We start from the raw sequence: 15,351 nt of genomic DNA on the forward strand, positions 1-15,351 counted from the left end.
GGTGGCCAAGCCACTGGCGAATCGCGCCGCTCACCCGCGGCCACCGGATTGGGCCTGCCCGCGCGGGTCGGCTCCCGCCAGGGCGGTGGCCAACCCCCAGGCCAGGCCGCCAGCGTCAACCGACGGAGCGATGATGTCAGCGACCTCGACGAGCGCCTCGCACCCCGAGCCAATGCTGACACCGATCCCCGCCGCGGCCACGGCCTCCACGTCGTTGTTCGAATCACCGATCGCGACACTTCGCGACAATGGGATCCCCACGTGCTCGCACACCGCGCGGATGCCGACGGCCTTCGACAGGTGCGAGGGAAGAACCTCGATGGGCACGTAGCCGCCCGCGCCCACCGACCCGATGATCGCTCGGTAGCCTGTGGGCAGTGCCTCCTGCACGGCATCGAGCACAGCACCGGCGGGCGGAACATACGCCGTCACCTTCGTGAAGGACCCCGAGCCAATGTCCGTGATGAAGGGGCAGATCGATTCCGCGTACTCCGCCCAGTCTCCCGGTTCGATACCCGCCCCGGCAACAAAGAAATCCAAGTATCCCTCGCACGGCCCCATCTGATCAGGCCCCTGCCATATGTAGAAGGCATCCAGGTCCTCCCACAGGCGGCTCAGCGCGTCGATGTCGCCTCGAGGCATTCGCTCATCAAGCAGCACGCTCTGCCCGACGGCCGCGTAGCCTCCCGCTCCACCGACCAATCCTTCGAAGCCCAACTCCCAGAAGCGGGGGTACACCTCCGGCACAGATCGCCCCGTGCACGCGAACAGGCGGTGGCCGCGCTCGCGCACCTCCCGCAGCGCCCTGACCCCCGAGGAGGGAACCCGCTGACGCGAGTCGCACACGGTCCCATCAATGTCGACGAAGACCGCGTAGGGGCAGACGGCTGCGCGACCATCAGGCACGCGCTGTGATAGCACACTCATCTCCTCATCCTACCGCCACGCCCGCCACCGCCACCGCGCAGAACAGGGGCCGCAAACGACAGATCATGCGCCCACCCCTCCCGTCAACGAGTGCCTTGCCCACAATGGAAGCAACGACCCAATCGGCGAGGGAGCGAAAGGCAGTTCACACCCATGACACCCACACCGGTCACCGACGCCCGCAGCCTCTCGCTCGTGCAAGCCGCCGCCCTGGCGTCCGGAGCGAGCCAGTGGGACTCCCGGCAGATCCCCAGTGCCGGCATCCCATCCTTCGTCATGAGCGACGGCCCCCACGGGGTGCGCCGACAGCTCGGAGACGGAGACCACCTCGGCATCGCCGCCTCCGAGAAGGCCACGTGTTTTCCCACCGCCTCCGCCCTCGCCGCGACCTGGGATCCGGAGCTCGCCCGCCTGATGGGGCAGGCCCTCGGCCTCGAGGCCCGCTCCCTCGGCGTGCACGTCCTCCTTGGTCCGGGACTCAGCATCAAGCGCTCCCCCCTGTGTGGACGCAACTTCGAGTACTTCTCCGAGGACCCCTTCCTCGCCGGAACCATGGGAGCGGCCCTCGTGCAGGGAATACAATCCATGGGAACCGCAGCATGCCCCAAGCACTTCGCCGTCAACTCCCAGGAGCTGCGCCGCATGGCCTCGGACTCCATCGTCGACGAACGGACGATGCGCGAAATCTACCTCACCGCCTTCGAGATCGTGTGCCGCAGTGCCCACCCGCGCGCCATCATGAGCTCCTACAACCTCGTCAACGGCACCTACGCCCACGAGAACGCCCACCTGCTGACCGACATCTTGCGCGCGGAGTGGGGCTTTGACGGCCTGGTCATCTCCGACTGGGGAGGATCCAACGATGCCGTCGCAGCGGTGCGCGCCGGAGGCAGCCTCGAGATGCCCGGACCCGGCCTGTACGGGGCGCGCCAGATCGTCGCGGCCGTCGCCGAGGGACGCCTCGACGAGGCCGACGTCTACGCTCGCGCCCAGGAGGTCGTGGACATGGCCCTCGCCGCTACACAGCAGCCCGACGCCCGGCCCTACGACGAAGACGAACACCACGAACTCGCCACGCGCGTCGCCGCCGAGTCCATCACGCTCCTGCGCAACGAGGGGGGCCTGCTTCCGCTGGGAGCGGGGACTCGGGTTGCCCTCATCGGCGATATGGCCGAGACCCCTCGATACCAGGGAGCAGGTTCCTCGCAGGTCAATCCCACGCGCCTCGACCGCGCCCACGACCTCCTGGCTGATGGCGGAACGCGCGCCCGAGGCCTCGTCCTAGAGGGCTACGCCCCCGGATACGCCCGTCACGGCGGCACCACCGACGCGCTCCTGGCCGAGGCCAGCGACGTGGCCGCGCGCGCAGACGTCGCCCTCGTCTACGTCGGCCTCGACGAGCTCGCCGAATCCGAGGGCCTGGACCGGCCCCACATGCGCCTACCCGACGGACAGGCCGAACTCATCGAGGCGGTTGTCCGCGCCAACCCGAAGACCGTGATCATCCTGTCGGGAGGAGCCAGCGTGGAGATGCCCTGGGCCGAGCGGGTTCCCGCCCTGGTGCACGCCCACCTGGGCGGCCAGGGTGGCGCGGGCGCGGTGCTCGACGTTCTCACCGGCGCCGTCAACCCCTCGGGGCGCCTGGCCGAGACCTACGCCCGCGCCTACGACGATCACCCGAGCGCCGCCTGGTATCCGGCCACCGGCCCCCTCTCCCTCTACCGCGAGGGACCCTACGTGGGATACAGGTACTTCACATCCGCCGGGGTGGACGTCGCCTACCCCTTCGGCTACGGCCTGTCGTACTCGACCTTCGAGTACTCCGACCTCACCGTCGACAAAGACGGGGCATCGCTGACCGTCACGAACTCCTCGACCGTCGACGGGACGGAGGTCGTCCAGCTCTACGTGAGCTCGCCGGGTGGGGTCGTCGGCCCCGTTCGCGAACTCAAAGGCTTCGCCAAAGTCCGGGTGCGTGCGGGGTGCTCCCAGAGAGTGTCCATCCCCTTCGACCGCTACACGTTCCGCCACTGGGAAACCTCGCGTTCGGCCTGGGAGACGGAAGGGGGAACCTGGACCATCTGGGTGGGCCCCAACGTGGAAGACACGCCGCTGAGCGCCACACTCGACGTCGAAGGAGCCACTCCCGGCCCGATCGACCCCGCCCTCGGTCACTACATCAACGCCGACGTGGCGGGGGCCACGATGGGTGAGTTCGCCGTCCTGTTGGGCCGCACCGTCCCCACGGCGCACCCGTCTGATCAGCTGAGCGCCAGCGATCCCCTGTCCGACATGGTGCGCGCCCGCAGCGGGCTCGCCCGTTTCGTCGCCCGCAGGCTCGTGGCGATGAAGGCCAAGGCCGACGCGAGTGGGCACCCGGACCTGAACATCCTCTTCGTCCTCAATATGCCCTTCCGGGCGATCGCCAAGATGAGCGCGGGCGCGGTGAGCGCGGACATGGTCGCCTCCATACTCGACGCCGTCAACGGCCACCCGATCCGGGGGCTGGCCCGCGCTCTCGTCGGCTACGTCGCCAATGCGCGAGCCGACAGGGCAACGCAACGACAGATCGACCGGCGTCGGTGACCCGGCGCCCACGACAGCAACGCGACAAGGAGCACTCATGCAGGCACGCACGCACTGGTGGAAGAAGTTCGAGGACAAGCACCGCACCGTCGCACAGTTCATCGTCTTCTTCATACTCTCCAACGGCATCACCGTCCTCCAGCTGGTCCTCATGCCGGCCTTCAAGGCGGCTTTTGCCCACACGGGCCTCGTGGACACGGCCCTGCAGTTCCTGCCGGTGGGGGTCTCCCACGGACACACCGTCTACCTCTTCGACTACCCCTCCGGAGCCCTTGCGGCCGGGGGAGGGGGAGGAGTCGCATACTTCCTGGCCGTGGAGATCACGCTCCTCATCGCCCAGGTCATCAACTTCTTCGCCCAGCGTTCGGTGACCTTCAGATCCAACTCTTCCGTCCTCGTGGCGGCCTTCTGGTACGCGATTGCCTACGTTCTCATCACCGTGGCGGCGGCCGCGCTGCAGGTGCTGTACAAGGACCCCATCTACGCCTGGTCGATTGACGCGCTGGGCGCGGGGGGAGAAACACTGGCCGACGTGATCACGATGATCATCAACGCCGCCGTCTCCTTCTGGGTGTTCTTCCCGATCTTCAAAGTGATCTTCAAACAGAAACCCGAGGAGGACGCGCAGGTCGGCGGCGGGCAGTAGACTACGGGGAGACTATCGAGAGGAGACCCCGTGAGCACGCCACTGCTGACCGTGATCGTTCCCGCATACAACTCTGAGGACTACCTCGATCGCGCGTTGACGACGCTGGTGGGGTACGGCGACGAGTTGGAGGCGATCATCGTCAACGACGGTTCCAAGGACCGTACGGCGGAGATTGCTGACGACTGGGCGGCACGATACCCCTCCGTGAGAGTCATTCACCAGGAGAACAAGGGACACGGCGGGGCAGTGAATGCGGGTTTGGCGGCTGCCACCGGCACGCACGTGCGCGTCGTGGATTCGGATGACTGGTTGGACCGGCGCGCGGCAAACGCCGTGCTGGACGTGCTCCGCGAGGAACGGGAGGCGGGGCGAGACCTGGACCTCCTCGTGACCAACTACGTCTACGAGAAGCAGGGGAAAGCTCACAAGGTCACGATCCGCTACCGCAATGTCCTGCCGCGTGGGCGCACCTTCGGGTGGGACGAACTCGGGCGCTGCCGCTACGACCAGTACCTCATGATGCACGCGCTCACGATGCGCACCGACGTTGTGCGCAGCTCGGGCTTGGTGATGCCGGAGCACACCTTCTACGTGGACTACCTGTATTCCTTCGTTCCCCTTCCCTACGTGCGCACCATCAGGTACCTGGACGTTGACCTCTACCGCTACTTCATCGGTCGAGACGACCAGTCCGTCAACGAAAAAGTGATGATCACGAGGCTGGACCAGCTGGCCCGGGTCAATCGAGCGATGACCGAGGCACTGCCGGCGCGGGCCGATGTGGAGGACAAGCTGTGGCGATACATGGTGCACTACCTGCGCATCAACGCCGTCGTGTGCTCCGTCATGGCCCAGCTCTCGGGAACCCCCGAACACCTCGCGCTCAAGGAAGAGATCTGGGAGACGATGGACGACATCAACTCGGAGGCCACCGAGCGCCTGCGCAAGGACCTTCTCGCAGGGCTGGTGCGCCACGCCTCGCCCGCAGTCGTGCGCGGGGGCTACAGGGCTGCGGGATTCGTCCTCGGCTTCAACTGACAGTCGGCCGCTACCCCTGGGTGAGCGCCATCGCCGTGCGATGGAGGCTAACACGCTTGCCGATGAGGGGGAACTCCACGCCCTCTTCGCGCCCCTGCCACGTGAATCCGAGCTTGTGCGCGACCCGGCGCGAGGCCTCGTTGCCCTCGAAGTAGGACAGAGTCAGCGTCGCGTAGCCCAGGTGGGCGGCGCGGTCCACGATCGCCCGCCCGGCCTCGGTGGCGTAGCCATTGCCCCAGTAGGGGCGGCCGGTCCAGTAGCCAAGGTCGGCGACGTTGCGTTGATCCGCTGCCTTCATGCGTAGCGCGATGGCGCCCACCAGCTCGTTGCTCTCGCGCAGCGTCACCGCGTAGCTTTCGGGGGCTGCCAACACGGTGGAGAGGCCGTCGTAGGCGTCGTCAATGCGCGTGTAGGGCCGCCAACCGCACGCCATGCCGATGCGCGGTTCCTTCGCCAGCTCATAGAGAGCGGGCGCGTCACTGCGGTTCCACGGACGCAAGCGGAGCCGCTCGGTGTCGATGATTGTCACTGTTCCTCCAAAAGCGTTGTCGAGGGCAGCAGAACCGTCAGAGTGAACCAGTGATCGCGTGCCCGGGTGACGGCTTGTCCGCCGTACTTGCGTGCCGTCCATTGTATCGACTTCACGCCCCATCCGTGACGCATGGCGTCGGCCTTGATCGTCGTGAGGCGCCCGCCGGCGTCAACGTGCAGCTGACCGTCGAACCAGTTATCGACCCGGAGCACGAGCATTCGTCCGCGCCGAAACAGAGCCAGTTTGATGAGGCGCTTGCTCGGCTCACCGACCCTGCGCGACGCTTCGATCGCGTTGTCAAGGGCATTGCCGAAGAGCGTGGCGATGTCCATCGAGGACATGCCCGTCAGGAGGGATCCGTCGGCGACCGCGGTGAAGGTGATGCCCTCGGCGCTGCACACCTTCCCCTTTGCCGTCAGGATGACGTCCAGGACCGGGTGCCCGCTGTGGTAGTGCTGGCCGATCTGCGCGATCTGGGACTCAAGTTCCTCGAAGGAGACAGCCGCCCGCCCCGGGTCCAGCTCGGCTCGGATCGCGGCCACCTGGTGTTTGAGGTCGTGGTGGGCGCGGGCCACCTGCTCCATGTCCGCCTTGGCCAACAGGTACTGGCGGTGCTGGGCCTCCAGCGACGACTGGATCGATGCGAGCTCGCGTTGCGTCTCGCTCTGCTGGATGCGCTCGTACTGCGCGAAGAGGATCGCGTAGCCGCCCAGGTCGACGAGCGTGCGGATGTAGAAGACCTCCAGACCCGCGCGTCCCGAGAAGGGTGTCGCCGTCGAGACGAAGCTGAGGTTTGACAGGGCGAAGATGGCGACCCCGACGACGAGCGTGGCTGCCAGCTCGCCGCGCGTGAGGGGCGCCGACAAGCCCTGGCGTAGGACCCGTCGCTCGCAGTAGTAGACGATCCCCAGGCACGCCGAGGCTAGAGCGATGAAACCGCCGAGAGATTCGGGGCGCCAATACTCACGATCAGCGTGGAAGAAGACCACGACCTGCCACGCGAGCGACGCCGCCAATTCGGCGACGATGAACGCGCGTACACTCACGTGCGTCACCCACCGCCACGGTGCTCCCGTCCCCGCCTCGATCATGCCCCACAGGAGAAGGAACGCGAGCCCCATGCCGGGAATCCACAGGCTCAGGGGAGAGTGGCCGAGGAACTCCTGAGTGACGACGAAGGCGACAATCCCGCCCGCTGCCGTGACAGCGATACGCCACCGGGGCATCGAACGCGATGGAGCGAGGTCGTGTGGGCAGGAGGCGCGTGCGATGGCGAGCACGTACACGAGGCCAGCGCCCCACTCGGCCAGCGCTGTGAAGAGTCGGGGAATGTCGGGCAGCGACTCGAACACGTCAGTCGATCCCGCCCGCATAGTCGGCCAACGCGCTCATGAAAGCCTTCCTGCGGGGGCGTGAGATGCGCAGGCTATCGCCGCCCGTCATGAGGCACTCCTGATCCGAGACGCCGCGCACGTGCGCCAGGGAGACGAGGTAGCACGAGTTGGATCGGAAAAAGTTGTGGCCCGCGAGTTCGGCCTCCATGGCCTTGAGCGTGGAGACGACCGAGTACACGCCGGACAGCGTGTGCACGTCGATCCGGTGCTTGACGGACTCCGCGTAGACGATGTCCGCCACGTCAACGCGGTGCGTGGTCGCCCCCGACTGCAGCAGCAGGCTTGCCCTCTGGCGTTTGGCCAGTGCGCGCATGCAGCGGTCGAGCTCCTGAGAAAACGCGAACCAGGGGAGGGGCTTGAGCAGGTAGGACAGGGCGCCCACTTCGTAGCCGTTGATCGCAAACTGCGGTGCGGAGGTGATAAACACGAGGATCACCTCCTGATCGACCTCGCGGATCGCTCGCGCAGCACTCATTCCATCCAGGTGCGCCATCTGGATGTCCATCAGGATGATGTCGTAGACGGGCTTGTAGTCCCCGACAATTGCCGCGCCATCGGTGAAGGACGTCGCGTCGATGTGGAGGGTGCGTTCCTCGCCGTAGCGCCTCAGATAGTCGCGAAGAAGCGTGCGCGAGACGGCCTCGTCCTCGACGACCGCTATCCGAACCATCGAGCTACCCCCTTATCCCCTCGGCTTGCCTCCAGGATATCCGAGCCTCGGGGCCGCTTCCCGAGGCGTCCATTGCCCCTGGCCCGTGAGCCAGCGCTGTGCCGGGCGCGGAAGCTAGGATGGGACCAACAGCGCGAAAGGGGAGCAACGTGGATCTGCTCGTTGTTGGTTCTGGTTTCTTCGGCCTGACGGTTGCCCGTGAGGCGGCGGAACGCTACGGCATGGACGTGACCGTCATTGAGCGCCGCGATCACATCGGCGGCAACGCGTACTCCTCGATCGACGAGGCCACCGGGGTGGAGGTCCACCGCTACGGCACTCACCTGTTCCACACGTCGAACGAGCGCGTGTGGAGCTACGTGAACCGCTTCACGTCCTTCAACGACTACCGTCACCGCGTGTACGCCAACTACCGGGGCGTCGTCTACCCGCTGCCGATCAACCTGGGGACGATCAACCAGTTCTTCGGTGCCGCCTACTCCCCGGACGAGGCTCGCTCGCTGATTGCGCGCCAGGCCGCCGAAGTCTCGGGTGAGCCGCGCAACCTGGAGGACAAGGCGGTCAGCCTCATTGGGCGTCCCCTCTACGACGCGTTCATCGCGGGCTACACCGCCAAGCAGTGGCAGACCGACCCGCGTGAGCTTGACGCCTCGATCATCACGCGGCTTCCCGTGCGATTCACCTACGAGAACCGCTACTTCCAGGACCGCTACGAGGGGCTGCCTCTCCACGGGTACGGGGCGTGGATCGCGAACATGGTGGATCACCCGCGCATCAGCGTCCACACGGGGGTGGACTTCTTCGACGACTCCTCCGCTTTCTCCAAGCGAGCAACCGTGGGGCAGGTCCCGGTCGTCTACACCGGCGCGATCGATCGGTACTTCGACTACGAGGCCGGGCAGCTGGGATGGCGCACCCTCGACTTCGAGACCGAGGTCGTTGATGTGCCCGACTTCCAGGGGTGTTCGGTCATGAACTACTCCGATCAGTGCGTCCCCTTCACGCGCATCCACGAGTTCGCTCACCTGCACCCCGAACGAGACCGCAAGGACGCGACCAACACGATCATCCAGCGCGAGTACTCCCGCTTCGCGCGCCGCGGCGACCAACCGTACTACCCGATCGCGTCCCCGTCGGATCGTGCGACCCTGGCCGCGTACCGCGAGATGGCGGCAGGCGAGGATCGTGTTCTCTTCGGTGGCAGACTCGGCTCCTATCAATACCTCGACATGCACATGGCGATTGCCTCCGCCTTGACGAAAGTGGACGAGGCCTACGCCACCTGGCGTTGATGGGAGAGCGTGGCTGCCCCTTCGATGCGCGGGCCTTCGCGTCGATTGCGCCACGGAGTGGGGGCCGGGAGCCGACGTGATGACGGGCCAGGCGGCGCGCTCCGCACGCGGAACATCCTATATCGTGGACTTTTGCTGACATCGGCGTTCGCGGGTCCTAGTCTGACTGGGAATTATCCCGAATACACACGAACGCAAGGAACTCACCCAATGTCATCCTCCGCATCCGGCCCCGCGCCCCGCGCGCGCGACTCGTGGAGCGGCCAGACCGGCTTCCTCCTGGCGGCCATCGGCTCCGCGATCGGACTGGGCAACATCTGGCGCTTCCCCGGCGTCTCCTACTCCAACGGCGGCGGCGCCTTCCTGATCCCGTACCTGGTCGCCCTGGTATTCGTCGGCATTCCGATGCTCTGGCTCGACTACGCGGTCGGACACAAGTTCCGCGGCTCGCCGCCGTGGGCGCTGCGAAAGATCATCGGCGGCGGCGAGTTCATCGGCTGGTTCCAGACCTTCGTCTGCTTCGTCATCATGGTCTACTACGGTGCTGTCCTCGCGTGGGGCGTGCAGTACACAATCTACTCCGTGAACGAGGCCTGGGGTGGCGATCCGACGAGCTTCTTCCTGGAGTCCTTCCTCGAGAAAGTCCCCGGCAACACCTTCTCCTGGGCCCCCGCGTGGTCCGTGATGATCCCGCTCGCCCTCGTGTGGGTCCTCGCGCTGCTCGTCATCGGCCGCGGACTGTCCAAGGGCGTCGAGGCGGCGAACAAGATCTTCCTGCCCCTCCTCATCGTCCTCTTCCTCGCGCTCGTCGTGCGCGCCCTCTTCCTGCCCGGTGCCGTCGAAGGCCTCAATGCCTTCTTCACCCCGAACTGGGCGGCGCTGGCCGACCCCAAGGTGTGGCTGGCGGCCTTCGCGCAGATCTTCTACTCGCTGTCCGTGGGATTTGGCATCATGCTGACCTACGCCTCCTACCTCAAGCCCAAGTCGAACCTGACGGGCACAGCGCTCGTCGCCGGCTTCGCGAACTCCTCCTTCGAGATCCTCGCGGGCATCGGCGTGTTCGGCGCCGTCGGCTTCATGGCCCACCAGCAGGGCGTCGCCGTCGCCAAGGTTGAGGGTCTGACCGGTCCGATCCTGTCCTTTGTGACCTTCCCGCAGATCATTTCGATGATGCCCGGCGGCCCCATTTTCGGTGTCCTCTTCTTCTCCTCCCTGGTCCTGGCCGGCGTCACCTCGCTGCTGTCTCTGCTCCAGGTGGTCTCCGGCGGCCTGCAGGACAAGTTCGGCTGGTCGCCCGCCCGCTCGGCCCTCGTCTTCGGTGTTCCCGCCACCGTGATCTCCCTCGCGCTGTTCGGTACGCGCTCCGGGCTCAACAACCTCGACATCGTCGACAACTTCATCAACTCGATCGGCGTGGTCTCCTCCGCGATCATGTTCGCCGTTCTGTGCGCGGTGGCTGGACCCCGCCTGGGAGCCCTGCGTGCCCACCTCAACTCGGTGTCCAGCGTGAAGGTCCCCAAGGTTTGGGAGCCCCTCGTCGGCATCGTCATCCCCCTCGTCCTCTTCATCATGATGGCCATGTCCGTCGTCGATCTCGTGACGAAGGGATACGAAGACTACCCGGGCGGCTACGTGATGGTCTTCGGATGGGGCGCGGTTGCAATCGCCGTCATCGCCGCCCTGATCTTTACCTTCATCCCGTGGAGGCACCGCACGGTAGACACCCACGCGACGGTCACCCAGATTCTCGCGGATGACGCCGACGCAATTGCTTCGACCGAAGGAGATGCCCAGTGACCGCTCCCGCTATTGCTCTGATGATCCTGACGATTCTGCTCGTCTGGGGTGGACTTGTCGCCTCGGTCGTCCTGCTGCAGGTCCTGTCGGTGCCCACCGACGAGGAGACCGAGGCCGCGCAGCGCGCTATCGATGCCACTGCAGCCGCGAAGCGGTAGGGGGAGATCGTGAAGCTCGTAGCCTTTGATCTCGACGACACCCTGGCACCCTCGAAGTCGCCGCTGCCCGCACGCATGGATGTGGCTCTGCGTTCCCTATTGGATCACGTGGAAGTGTGCATCATTTCCGGCGGCCAGATGGGCCAGTTCCGCGCCCAGGTGCTCGACAACCTCCACGCCAGTGACGCGCAACTTGCGCGCCTGCACCTGATGCCGACCTGCGGGACCCGCTACTATCGGTACGACAACGGTGCGTGGGTTGAGCGCTACGCTCACGACCTGGATCCCGATCTCGCCGCGCGTGCCGTGTCCTCGCTTGAGCGCCACGCCCGCGCCCTCGGGCTGTGGGAGGAGAATCCGTGGGGACAGATCATCGAGAACCGCGGGTCGCAGATCACCTTCTCCGCGCTGGGGCAGGAGGCACCCCTGGAGGCCAAGCGGGCGTGGGATCCGGATGGGACGAAGAAGGCCGCCCTGCGCGACGCCGTCGCCCCCGACGTTCCGGAATTGGACGTGCGGGGAGGAGGGTCGACCTCGGTTGATGTCACGACGCGCGGCATCGACAAGGCGTACGGCATGGGCAAGCTCGTGGAGGAGACGGGCATTGCCGCCTCCGAGATGCTCTTCGTCGGGGATCGGCTCGACCCCGAGGGCAACGACTATCCCGTCAAGGCTGCGGGCTACGCGACGCGAGCGGTCTCGGGCTGGGAGGAATGCGTCAGCGTCATCGAGGAGATCGTGGCCGCCGTGAGGTGACGCCAAAGATGCGCATCATCGAGGCCGGGGCCGGGGGAGCGGCTCCGGCCTCTTCCGCCTCTTCGCGACGGGGCGCCTAGGCTCCGACGCCTCGCGTTGCCCAGAACACCACCGCTGAGGCGGCCGCCACGTTGAGCGAATCGACTCCGTGGTCCATCGGAATCTTCACGGTGTAGTCGGAGGCCGCGATCGTGTGCTTGCCCAGGCCATGCCCCTCGGTTCCCATCACGATCGCCAGGCGCGCATCGGGGCCGCGCAGGGCGGGGAGGGCGGCGAAGTCGTCCAGTGAGATGGAGTCTTCGCACAGGGCCAGTGAGGCGAGAGTGAATCCCGCATCACGCAGGAGCGCGATGTCGCCGGGCCACGATTCGAGGCGAGTCCACGGAACCTGAAACACGGTCCCCATCGAGACGCGGACGGAGCGCCGATACAGGGGATCTGCACACGAGGGCGTGACCAGCACCGCGTCGATCCCGAGCGCCGCGGCGCTGCGGAATGCCGCTCCCACGTTGGTGTGATCCACCAGGTTCTCCAGGATGACGACGCGGCGGGTCGGCTGCGGGGGCTGGGCACTCGTCAGGAGCTGCACCACCGAGGGAAGCTGGGGGCGCTGCATGGCGGCCAACGCGCCGCGATGCAGATGAAAGCCCGTCATGCGTTCCAAGACCTCTTCCGGGGCAACGAACACGGGAACCTCCCCGCCTTCGAACGATCCGGTTGCCGCGGCGATGAGCGGGCGCAGGGTGGGAAGCCACCGTGCGCTGACCAGGAAGGAGCGGGGCCGATGGCCCGCGGCAATGGCGCGCTCGATGACGGTGGCCGACTCCGCCATGTAGAGCCCACGCTCGGGTTCGATGCGGGAGCGCAGCTTCACGTCCTTGAGTCGCGTGTAGTCGGTCAGGCGCGGGTCCTCGCGCAGGTCGGCGTGCGCCAGCTCGATGATCATTGCGTGCCTCTCAGGAGCGCTGGAGGGCGCGGGAGACCTCTCCTGGCCACGACGGTCCCTCGAAGATGAAGGCGGAGAATGCCTCGACGAGGTCCGCCCCAGCCCCGATCATGCGCAGGGCGTCGGCCTGGGAGGACACGCCGCCCGTGCCAATGAGGATCTGGGAGTCGTCCAGGTGAGCCGCCACCAGTGAGATCACCTCGAGGGCACGGCCGAGCAGCGGTGCGCCCGAGACCCCGCCCGGTCCCAGATCGTGGTCGATCGTCGTGTTGGTGGCGACCACGCCAGCGAGTCCGAGCTCCTTGGTGAGTTCAACGATCGCCACGATGTCCTCGTCGGCGAGGTCGGGGGCAATCTTGACGAAGAGTGGCATGGGGCGGTCGGGGGCACCCGCCTCGCAGCCGCGCCGTGCCGCCGTGAGAATGGGACGCAGCTGGTCCACGGACTGCAGGTCTCGCAGGCCCGGCGTATTGGGCGAGGAGACGTTGACGACGACGAAGTCCACCCAGCGAGCGAGGACCTTCGCGCAGTACTCGTAGTCGGCGCTTGCGTCCTCCTCCGCGGTGAGCTTGTTCTTGCCGATGTTTGCTCCCACGATCGCGGCGCGCCCCGCGGGGGTGGCACGCAGGGCCCGCAGATTCGCTGCGGCGGCGTCGGCCCCGGCATTGTTGAAGCCCATGCGGTTGCGCAGCCCACGCTCGTCCATGAGCCGCCACAGGCGAGGGGCCTCGTTGCCCGGCTGGGGACGCGGCGTGACCGTGCCGATCTCGACGAACGCGAAGCCGAGGGCGCTCATGCCCAGCACGGCCTCCGCATCCTTGTCCATGCCGGCCGCCAGCCCGAGCCGCGAGGGAAGAACGCGCTGGCCGAGCGTGAGGGGTACTTCGGCGCCATCGATGGTGCGCGTGGGGCGACGGAGGGGATCGAGGTGCCCAAGGGTGGCCCGCATGAGGGAGCGCGTGGGAGCGCATCGTCCCGCACGGGAGATGAGGCCGAGACCCAGGTGGTGTGCCTGCTCCGGGTCGGTGAGGGAGATAAAGTGTGTGAATGCCCAGTTGTACGCGCGTCGGATCATGACTCCTAGGGTAGATGATTAGTCCCACCATGCCCACCACCAGCGCTCGGACGAGCCGGTTCTGGTGAGGAAGCGAATCTCGTCCGGCGCAGGAGCGTCGGCAGGCACCGCGAGGACCCGGGCGAGAGCGAGCCAATGGAGGTAGCTGGGGCACGCTTGCTCGGGCGCGGGCGAGCCCGTGATGGCGCTGATTGCCGACTCGGGCACGCACACCGTGTCGATGCTGACTCTCTCGTCCCTCCTCGGAGCGCGTATCATGTAGCCCTCAAGGGTGAGTCCGTCGACGCTGGCGGCCGCGCGCAGGAGGGTGGCGATGGTGGGCGCGTTGTTCTGCCGGTCGCCGCGTGCGAGGCGAGGCAAGAGGGACAGGAGGCGCCTGGCGTCTGCGCCCTCCAGGCCCCCGATGCGAGCGTAGTCGTCGCCGCCCCATCCCTCGCTGACGTATGGAGCCAGCAGCGCGGTGATGCCGCGGTCGTCCAGCCAGTGCATGGGTCCGTAGAGCCCGTCTCGCGGGTGGTCCTCCTCGAATTGGACGTCGGCGCCTGCGGTAGTGCGAGGCGAGTGGTTGCTTCCCTGGGATGAGGGGGCGGTCACCGGGGTGGCGCGATCTGCTGGTGGGTCGTGGCGGGGCGAATCCTGGGGAAGAGGGATGGTCGAGGTGGTGAGCGTACGCATGGGCTGGGTCCTTTCCAAACGGTGCGGCGCAAAGTGCCGCTGTTCCCAGCATGTGGCCTCAACGCTTTCGAGAAAGGGGTCGTGGGCCCCGCCTGTGCGCTGCGCAGAGGCGGTGAAGGTGCCTGTGGGCAACACAGAAGAGTCCCGGACCCCTGTGGATGGGATCCGGGACTGGGCACGCGAGCGCGGGCCTACGCGGGGTACTCTCCCCGGGCGACCTGGGGGCGCGGCGAACGCCAGCGGCGCGGCATGATCATGCGTGAAAACGTGTAGTAGCCGGTGCCGCTGGGAATATCCTCGCGGGGGTGGCTGGCCGAGAAGAGGCGTTTAATCTTGCGCCACACGACGATGGCTTCGACGGCAGTCACGATGAAGGAACCGTACATGAGGATCGACGAACCATAGAGCATGTAGGCCTGCCACTGCAGCGGCACCCGGTTGGCGAAGGTCGACAGCCCGAGCAGCAGGATGATCGAGACCATCATGAGTGCCATGATCCACTCGGCAAACGATCGGCGCGCGTCGACGTAATCGCGCACGTAGCGGCGGGCACGTCCCTTGTCTCGCGCCGGCAGGAACTTCTCCTCACCGGTGATGAGGGCGCGCTGCTCCGCATCGTAGCGGGCGTTGCGCTTGGCTCGTGCCGCGCGCTTGGCCTCCTTGCGATCGGCGGGCACCAGGGGATGAATGCGGGCCGCCTCGGCCGCCTTGCGCTTCGGCGTGGGCCGCCCTTTCTTGCCGGTGGGCGTCGTCGAGGCCTGCGCGGCGTGAGCCGATTCGTCCTCGCCGTTCTTCTTGCTTCGTCCAAACACGCTTCAAGGCTAGCGGAAAGCCCCGCCGCCTCGCACTTCCATGG

The 15,351-nt window shown here is 66.7% G+C and carries 15 protein-coding genes; 7 read left to right on the forward strand and 8 right to left on the reverse strand.

Features of this window, described 5'->3' with window-relative positions:
- Positions 1-30: 30 nt before the first annotated feature.
- A complete protein-coding gene (locus tag NQK35_RS02390) occupies positions 31-927 on the reverse strand; it encodes an HAD hydrolase family protein (RefSeq protein ID WP_048743336.1) in 897 nt (298 codons plus the stop codon).
- Positions 928-1,080: 153 nt separating this feature from the next.
- Between NQK35_RS02390 and NQK35_RS02395 the strand changes: the two genes are divergently transcribed.
- From NQK35_RS02395 to NQK35_RS02405, 3 genes are read left to right on the forward strand one after another with little or no spacing between them, the layout of a single operon-like run.
- Entirely contained in the window at positions 1,081-3,513 is a 2,433-nt protein-coding gene (locus NQK35_RS02395; protein WP_257114446.1) for a glycoside hydrolase family 3 C-terminal domain-containing protein, read from the forward strand.
- 37 nt (positions 3,514-3,550) lie between these two features.
- Positions 3,551-4,159 (forward strand): hypothetical protein, encoded by a 609-nt coding sequence (locus NQK35_RS02400; RefSeq protein ID WP_048725143.1) that lies wholly within the window; start codon positions 3,551-3,553, stop codon positions 4,157-4,159.
- A 30-nt stretch (positions 4,160-4,189) separates the two neighbouring features.
- Positions 4,190-5,200 carry a glycosyltransferase gene (locus NQK35_RS02405; RefSeq protein ID WP_009211926.1) on the forward strand — a complete coding sequence of 337 codons (1,011 nt, stop codon included), beginning with the start codon at positions 4,190-4,192 and terminating at the stop codon, positions 5,198-5,200.
- Between the two features lie 10 nt (positions 5,201-5,210).
- Here NQK35_RS02405 and NQK35_RS02410 read toward each other — a convergent pair whose 3' ends face one another.
- Genes NQK35_RS02410 through NQK35_RS02420 form a run of 3 tightly spaced genes read right to left on the reverse strand, consistent with a single transcriptional unit; the run spans position 5,211 to position 7,796 of the window.
- The gene (locus tag NQK35_RS02410; protein WP_009211925.1) at positions 5,211-5,729 is read right to left on the reverse strand and encodes a GNAT family N-acetyltransferase; all 519 of its coding nucleotides are present in this window, start codon (positions 5,727-5,729) and stop codon (positions 5,211-5,213) included.
- Positions 5,726-7,084, reverse strand: coding sequence for an ATP-binding protein (locus NQK35_RS02415; RefSeq protein ID WP_048725277.1), 1,359 nt, complete (start codon positions 7,082-7,084; stop codon positions 5,726-5,728). Before NQK35_RS02415 ends, NQK35_RS02410 begins: the two co-directional genes overlap by 4 nt.
- 1 nt (position 7,085) lies before the next feature.
- Entirely contained in the window at positions 7,086-7,796 is a 711-nt protein-coding gene (locus NQK35_RS02420; protein WP_257114447.1) for a LytR/AlgR family response regulator transcription factor, read from the reverse strand.
- Positions 7,797-7,945: 149 nt separating this feature from the next.
- Here NQK35_RS02420 and glf point away from each other — a divergent pair, with 149 nt between their 5' ends.
- The 4 genes from glf to NQK35_RS02440 all read left to right on the forward strand — a co-directional run bounded on the left by glf (position 7,946) and on the right by NQK35_RS02440 (position 11,799).
- Complete coding sequence (gene glf / locus NQK35_RS02425; RefSeq protein ID WP_257114448.1) at positions 7,946-9,088, forward strand: UDP-galactopyranose mutase; 1,143 nt, start codon at positions 7,946-7,948, stop codon at positions 9,086-9,088.
- A gap of 210 nt (positions 9,089-9,298) precedes the next feature.
- Complete coding sequence (locus NQK35_RS02430) at positions 9,299-10,885, forward strand: sodium-dependent transporter (protein ID WP_257114449.1); 1,587 nt, start codon at positions 9,299-9,301, stop codon at positions 10,883-10,885.
- Positions 10,882-11,043: a methionine/alanine import family NSS transporter small subunit gene (locus tag NQK35_RS02435; RefSeq protein WP_009211920.1), complete on the forward strand. Its 162-nt coding sequence runs from the start codon at positions 10,882-10,884 to the stop codon at positions 11,041-11,043. The genes NQK35_RS02430 and NQK35_RS02435 overlap by 4 nt, the downstream gene beginning before the upstream one ends.
- A gap of 9 nt (positions 11,044-11,052) precedes the next feature.
- On the forward strand, positions 11,053-11,799 hold the full coding sequence (locus NQK35_RS02440) for an HAD-IIB family hydrolase (protein WP_257114450.1): 747 nt from the start codon (positions 11,053-11,055) through the stop codon (positions 11,797-11,799).
- Positions 11,800-11,875: 76 nt separating this feature from the next.
- Here the strand turns inward: NQK35_RS02440 and NQK35_RS02445 are convergent, their stop codons facing one another.
- From NQK35_RS02445 to NQK35_RS02460, 4 genes are all read right to left on the reverse strand, one after another.
- The gene (locus NQK35_RS02445; protein ID WP_257114451.1) at positions 11,876-12,745 is read right to left on the reverse strand and encodes a TrmH family RNA methyltransferase; all 870 of its coding nucleotides are present in this window, start codon (positions 12,743-12,745) and stop codon (positions 11,876-11,878) included.
- Between the two features lie 10 nt (positions 12,746-12,755).
- A complete protein-coding gene (locus NQK35_RS02450; protein ID WP_257114452.1) occupies positions 12,756-13,820 on the reverse strand; it encodes a quinone-dependent dihydroorotate dehydrogenase in 1,065 nt (354 codons plus the stop codon).
- A gap of 18 nt (positions 13,821-13,838) precedes the next feature.
- The gene (locus tag NQK35_RS02455) at positions 13,839-14,495 is read right to left on the reverse strand and encodes a hypothetical protein (RefSeq protein ID WP_257114453.1); all 657 of its coding nucleotides are present in this window, start codon (positions 14,493-14,495) and stop codon (positions 13,839-13,841) included.
- A 191-nt stretch (positions 14,496-14,686) separates the two neighbouring features.
- Entirely contained in the window at positions 14,687-15,307 is a 621-nt protein-coding gene (locus NQK35_RS02460) for a DUF3043 domain-containing protein (RefSeq protein ID WP_257114454.1), read from the reverse strand.
- Between the last annotated feature and the right edge of the window lie 44 nt (positions 15,308-15,351).

The organism is Schaalia odontolytica, assembly GCF_024584435.1.
Taxonomy (GTDB): domain Bacteria; phylum Actinomycetota; class Actinomycetes; order Actinomycetales; family Actinomycetaceae; genus Pauljensenia.

Coding starts and splice junctions, on each gene's coding strand:
- NQK35_RS02390 (WP_048743336.1), bottom strand. CDS start 927: ATGAGTGTGCTATCACAGCGCGTGCCTGATGGTCGCGCAGCCGTCTGC.
- NQK35_RS02395 (WP_257114446.1), top strand. CDS start 1,081: ATGACACCCACACCGGTCACCGACGCCCGCAGCCTCTCGCTCGTGCAA.
- NQK35_RS02400 (WP_048725143.1), top strand. CDS start 3,551: ATGCAGGCACGCACGCACTGGTGGAAGAAGTTCGAGGACAAGCACCGC.
- NQK35_RS02420 (WP_257114447.1), bottom strand. CDS start 7,796: ATGGTTCGGATAGCGGTCGTCGAGGACGAGGCCGTCTCGCGCACGCTT.
- NQK35_RS02430 (WP_257114449.1), top strand. CDS start 9,299: ATGTCATCCTCCGCATCCGGCCCCGCGCCCCGCGCGCGCGACTCGTGG.
- NQK35_RS02445 (WP_257114451.1), bottom strand. CDS start 12,745: ATGATCATCGAGCTGGCGCACGCCGACCTGCGCGAGGACCCGCGCCTG.
- NQK35_RS02450 (WP_257114452.1), bottom strand. CDS start 13,820: ATGATCCGACGCGCGTACAACTGGGCATTCACACACTTTATCTCCCTC.
- NQK35_RS02455 (WP_257114453.1), bottom strand. CDS start 14,495: ATGCGTACGCTCACCACCTCGACCATCCCTCTTCCCCAGGATTCGCCC.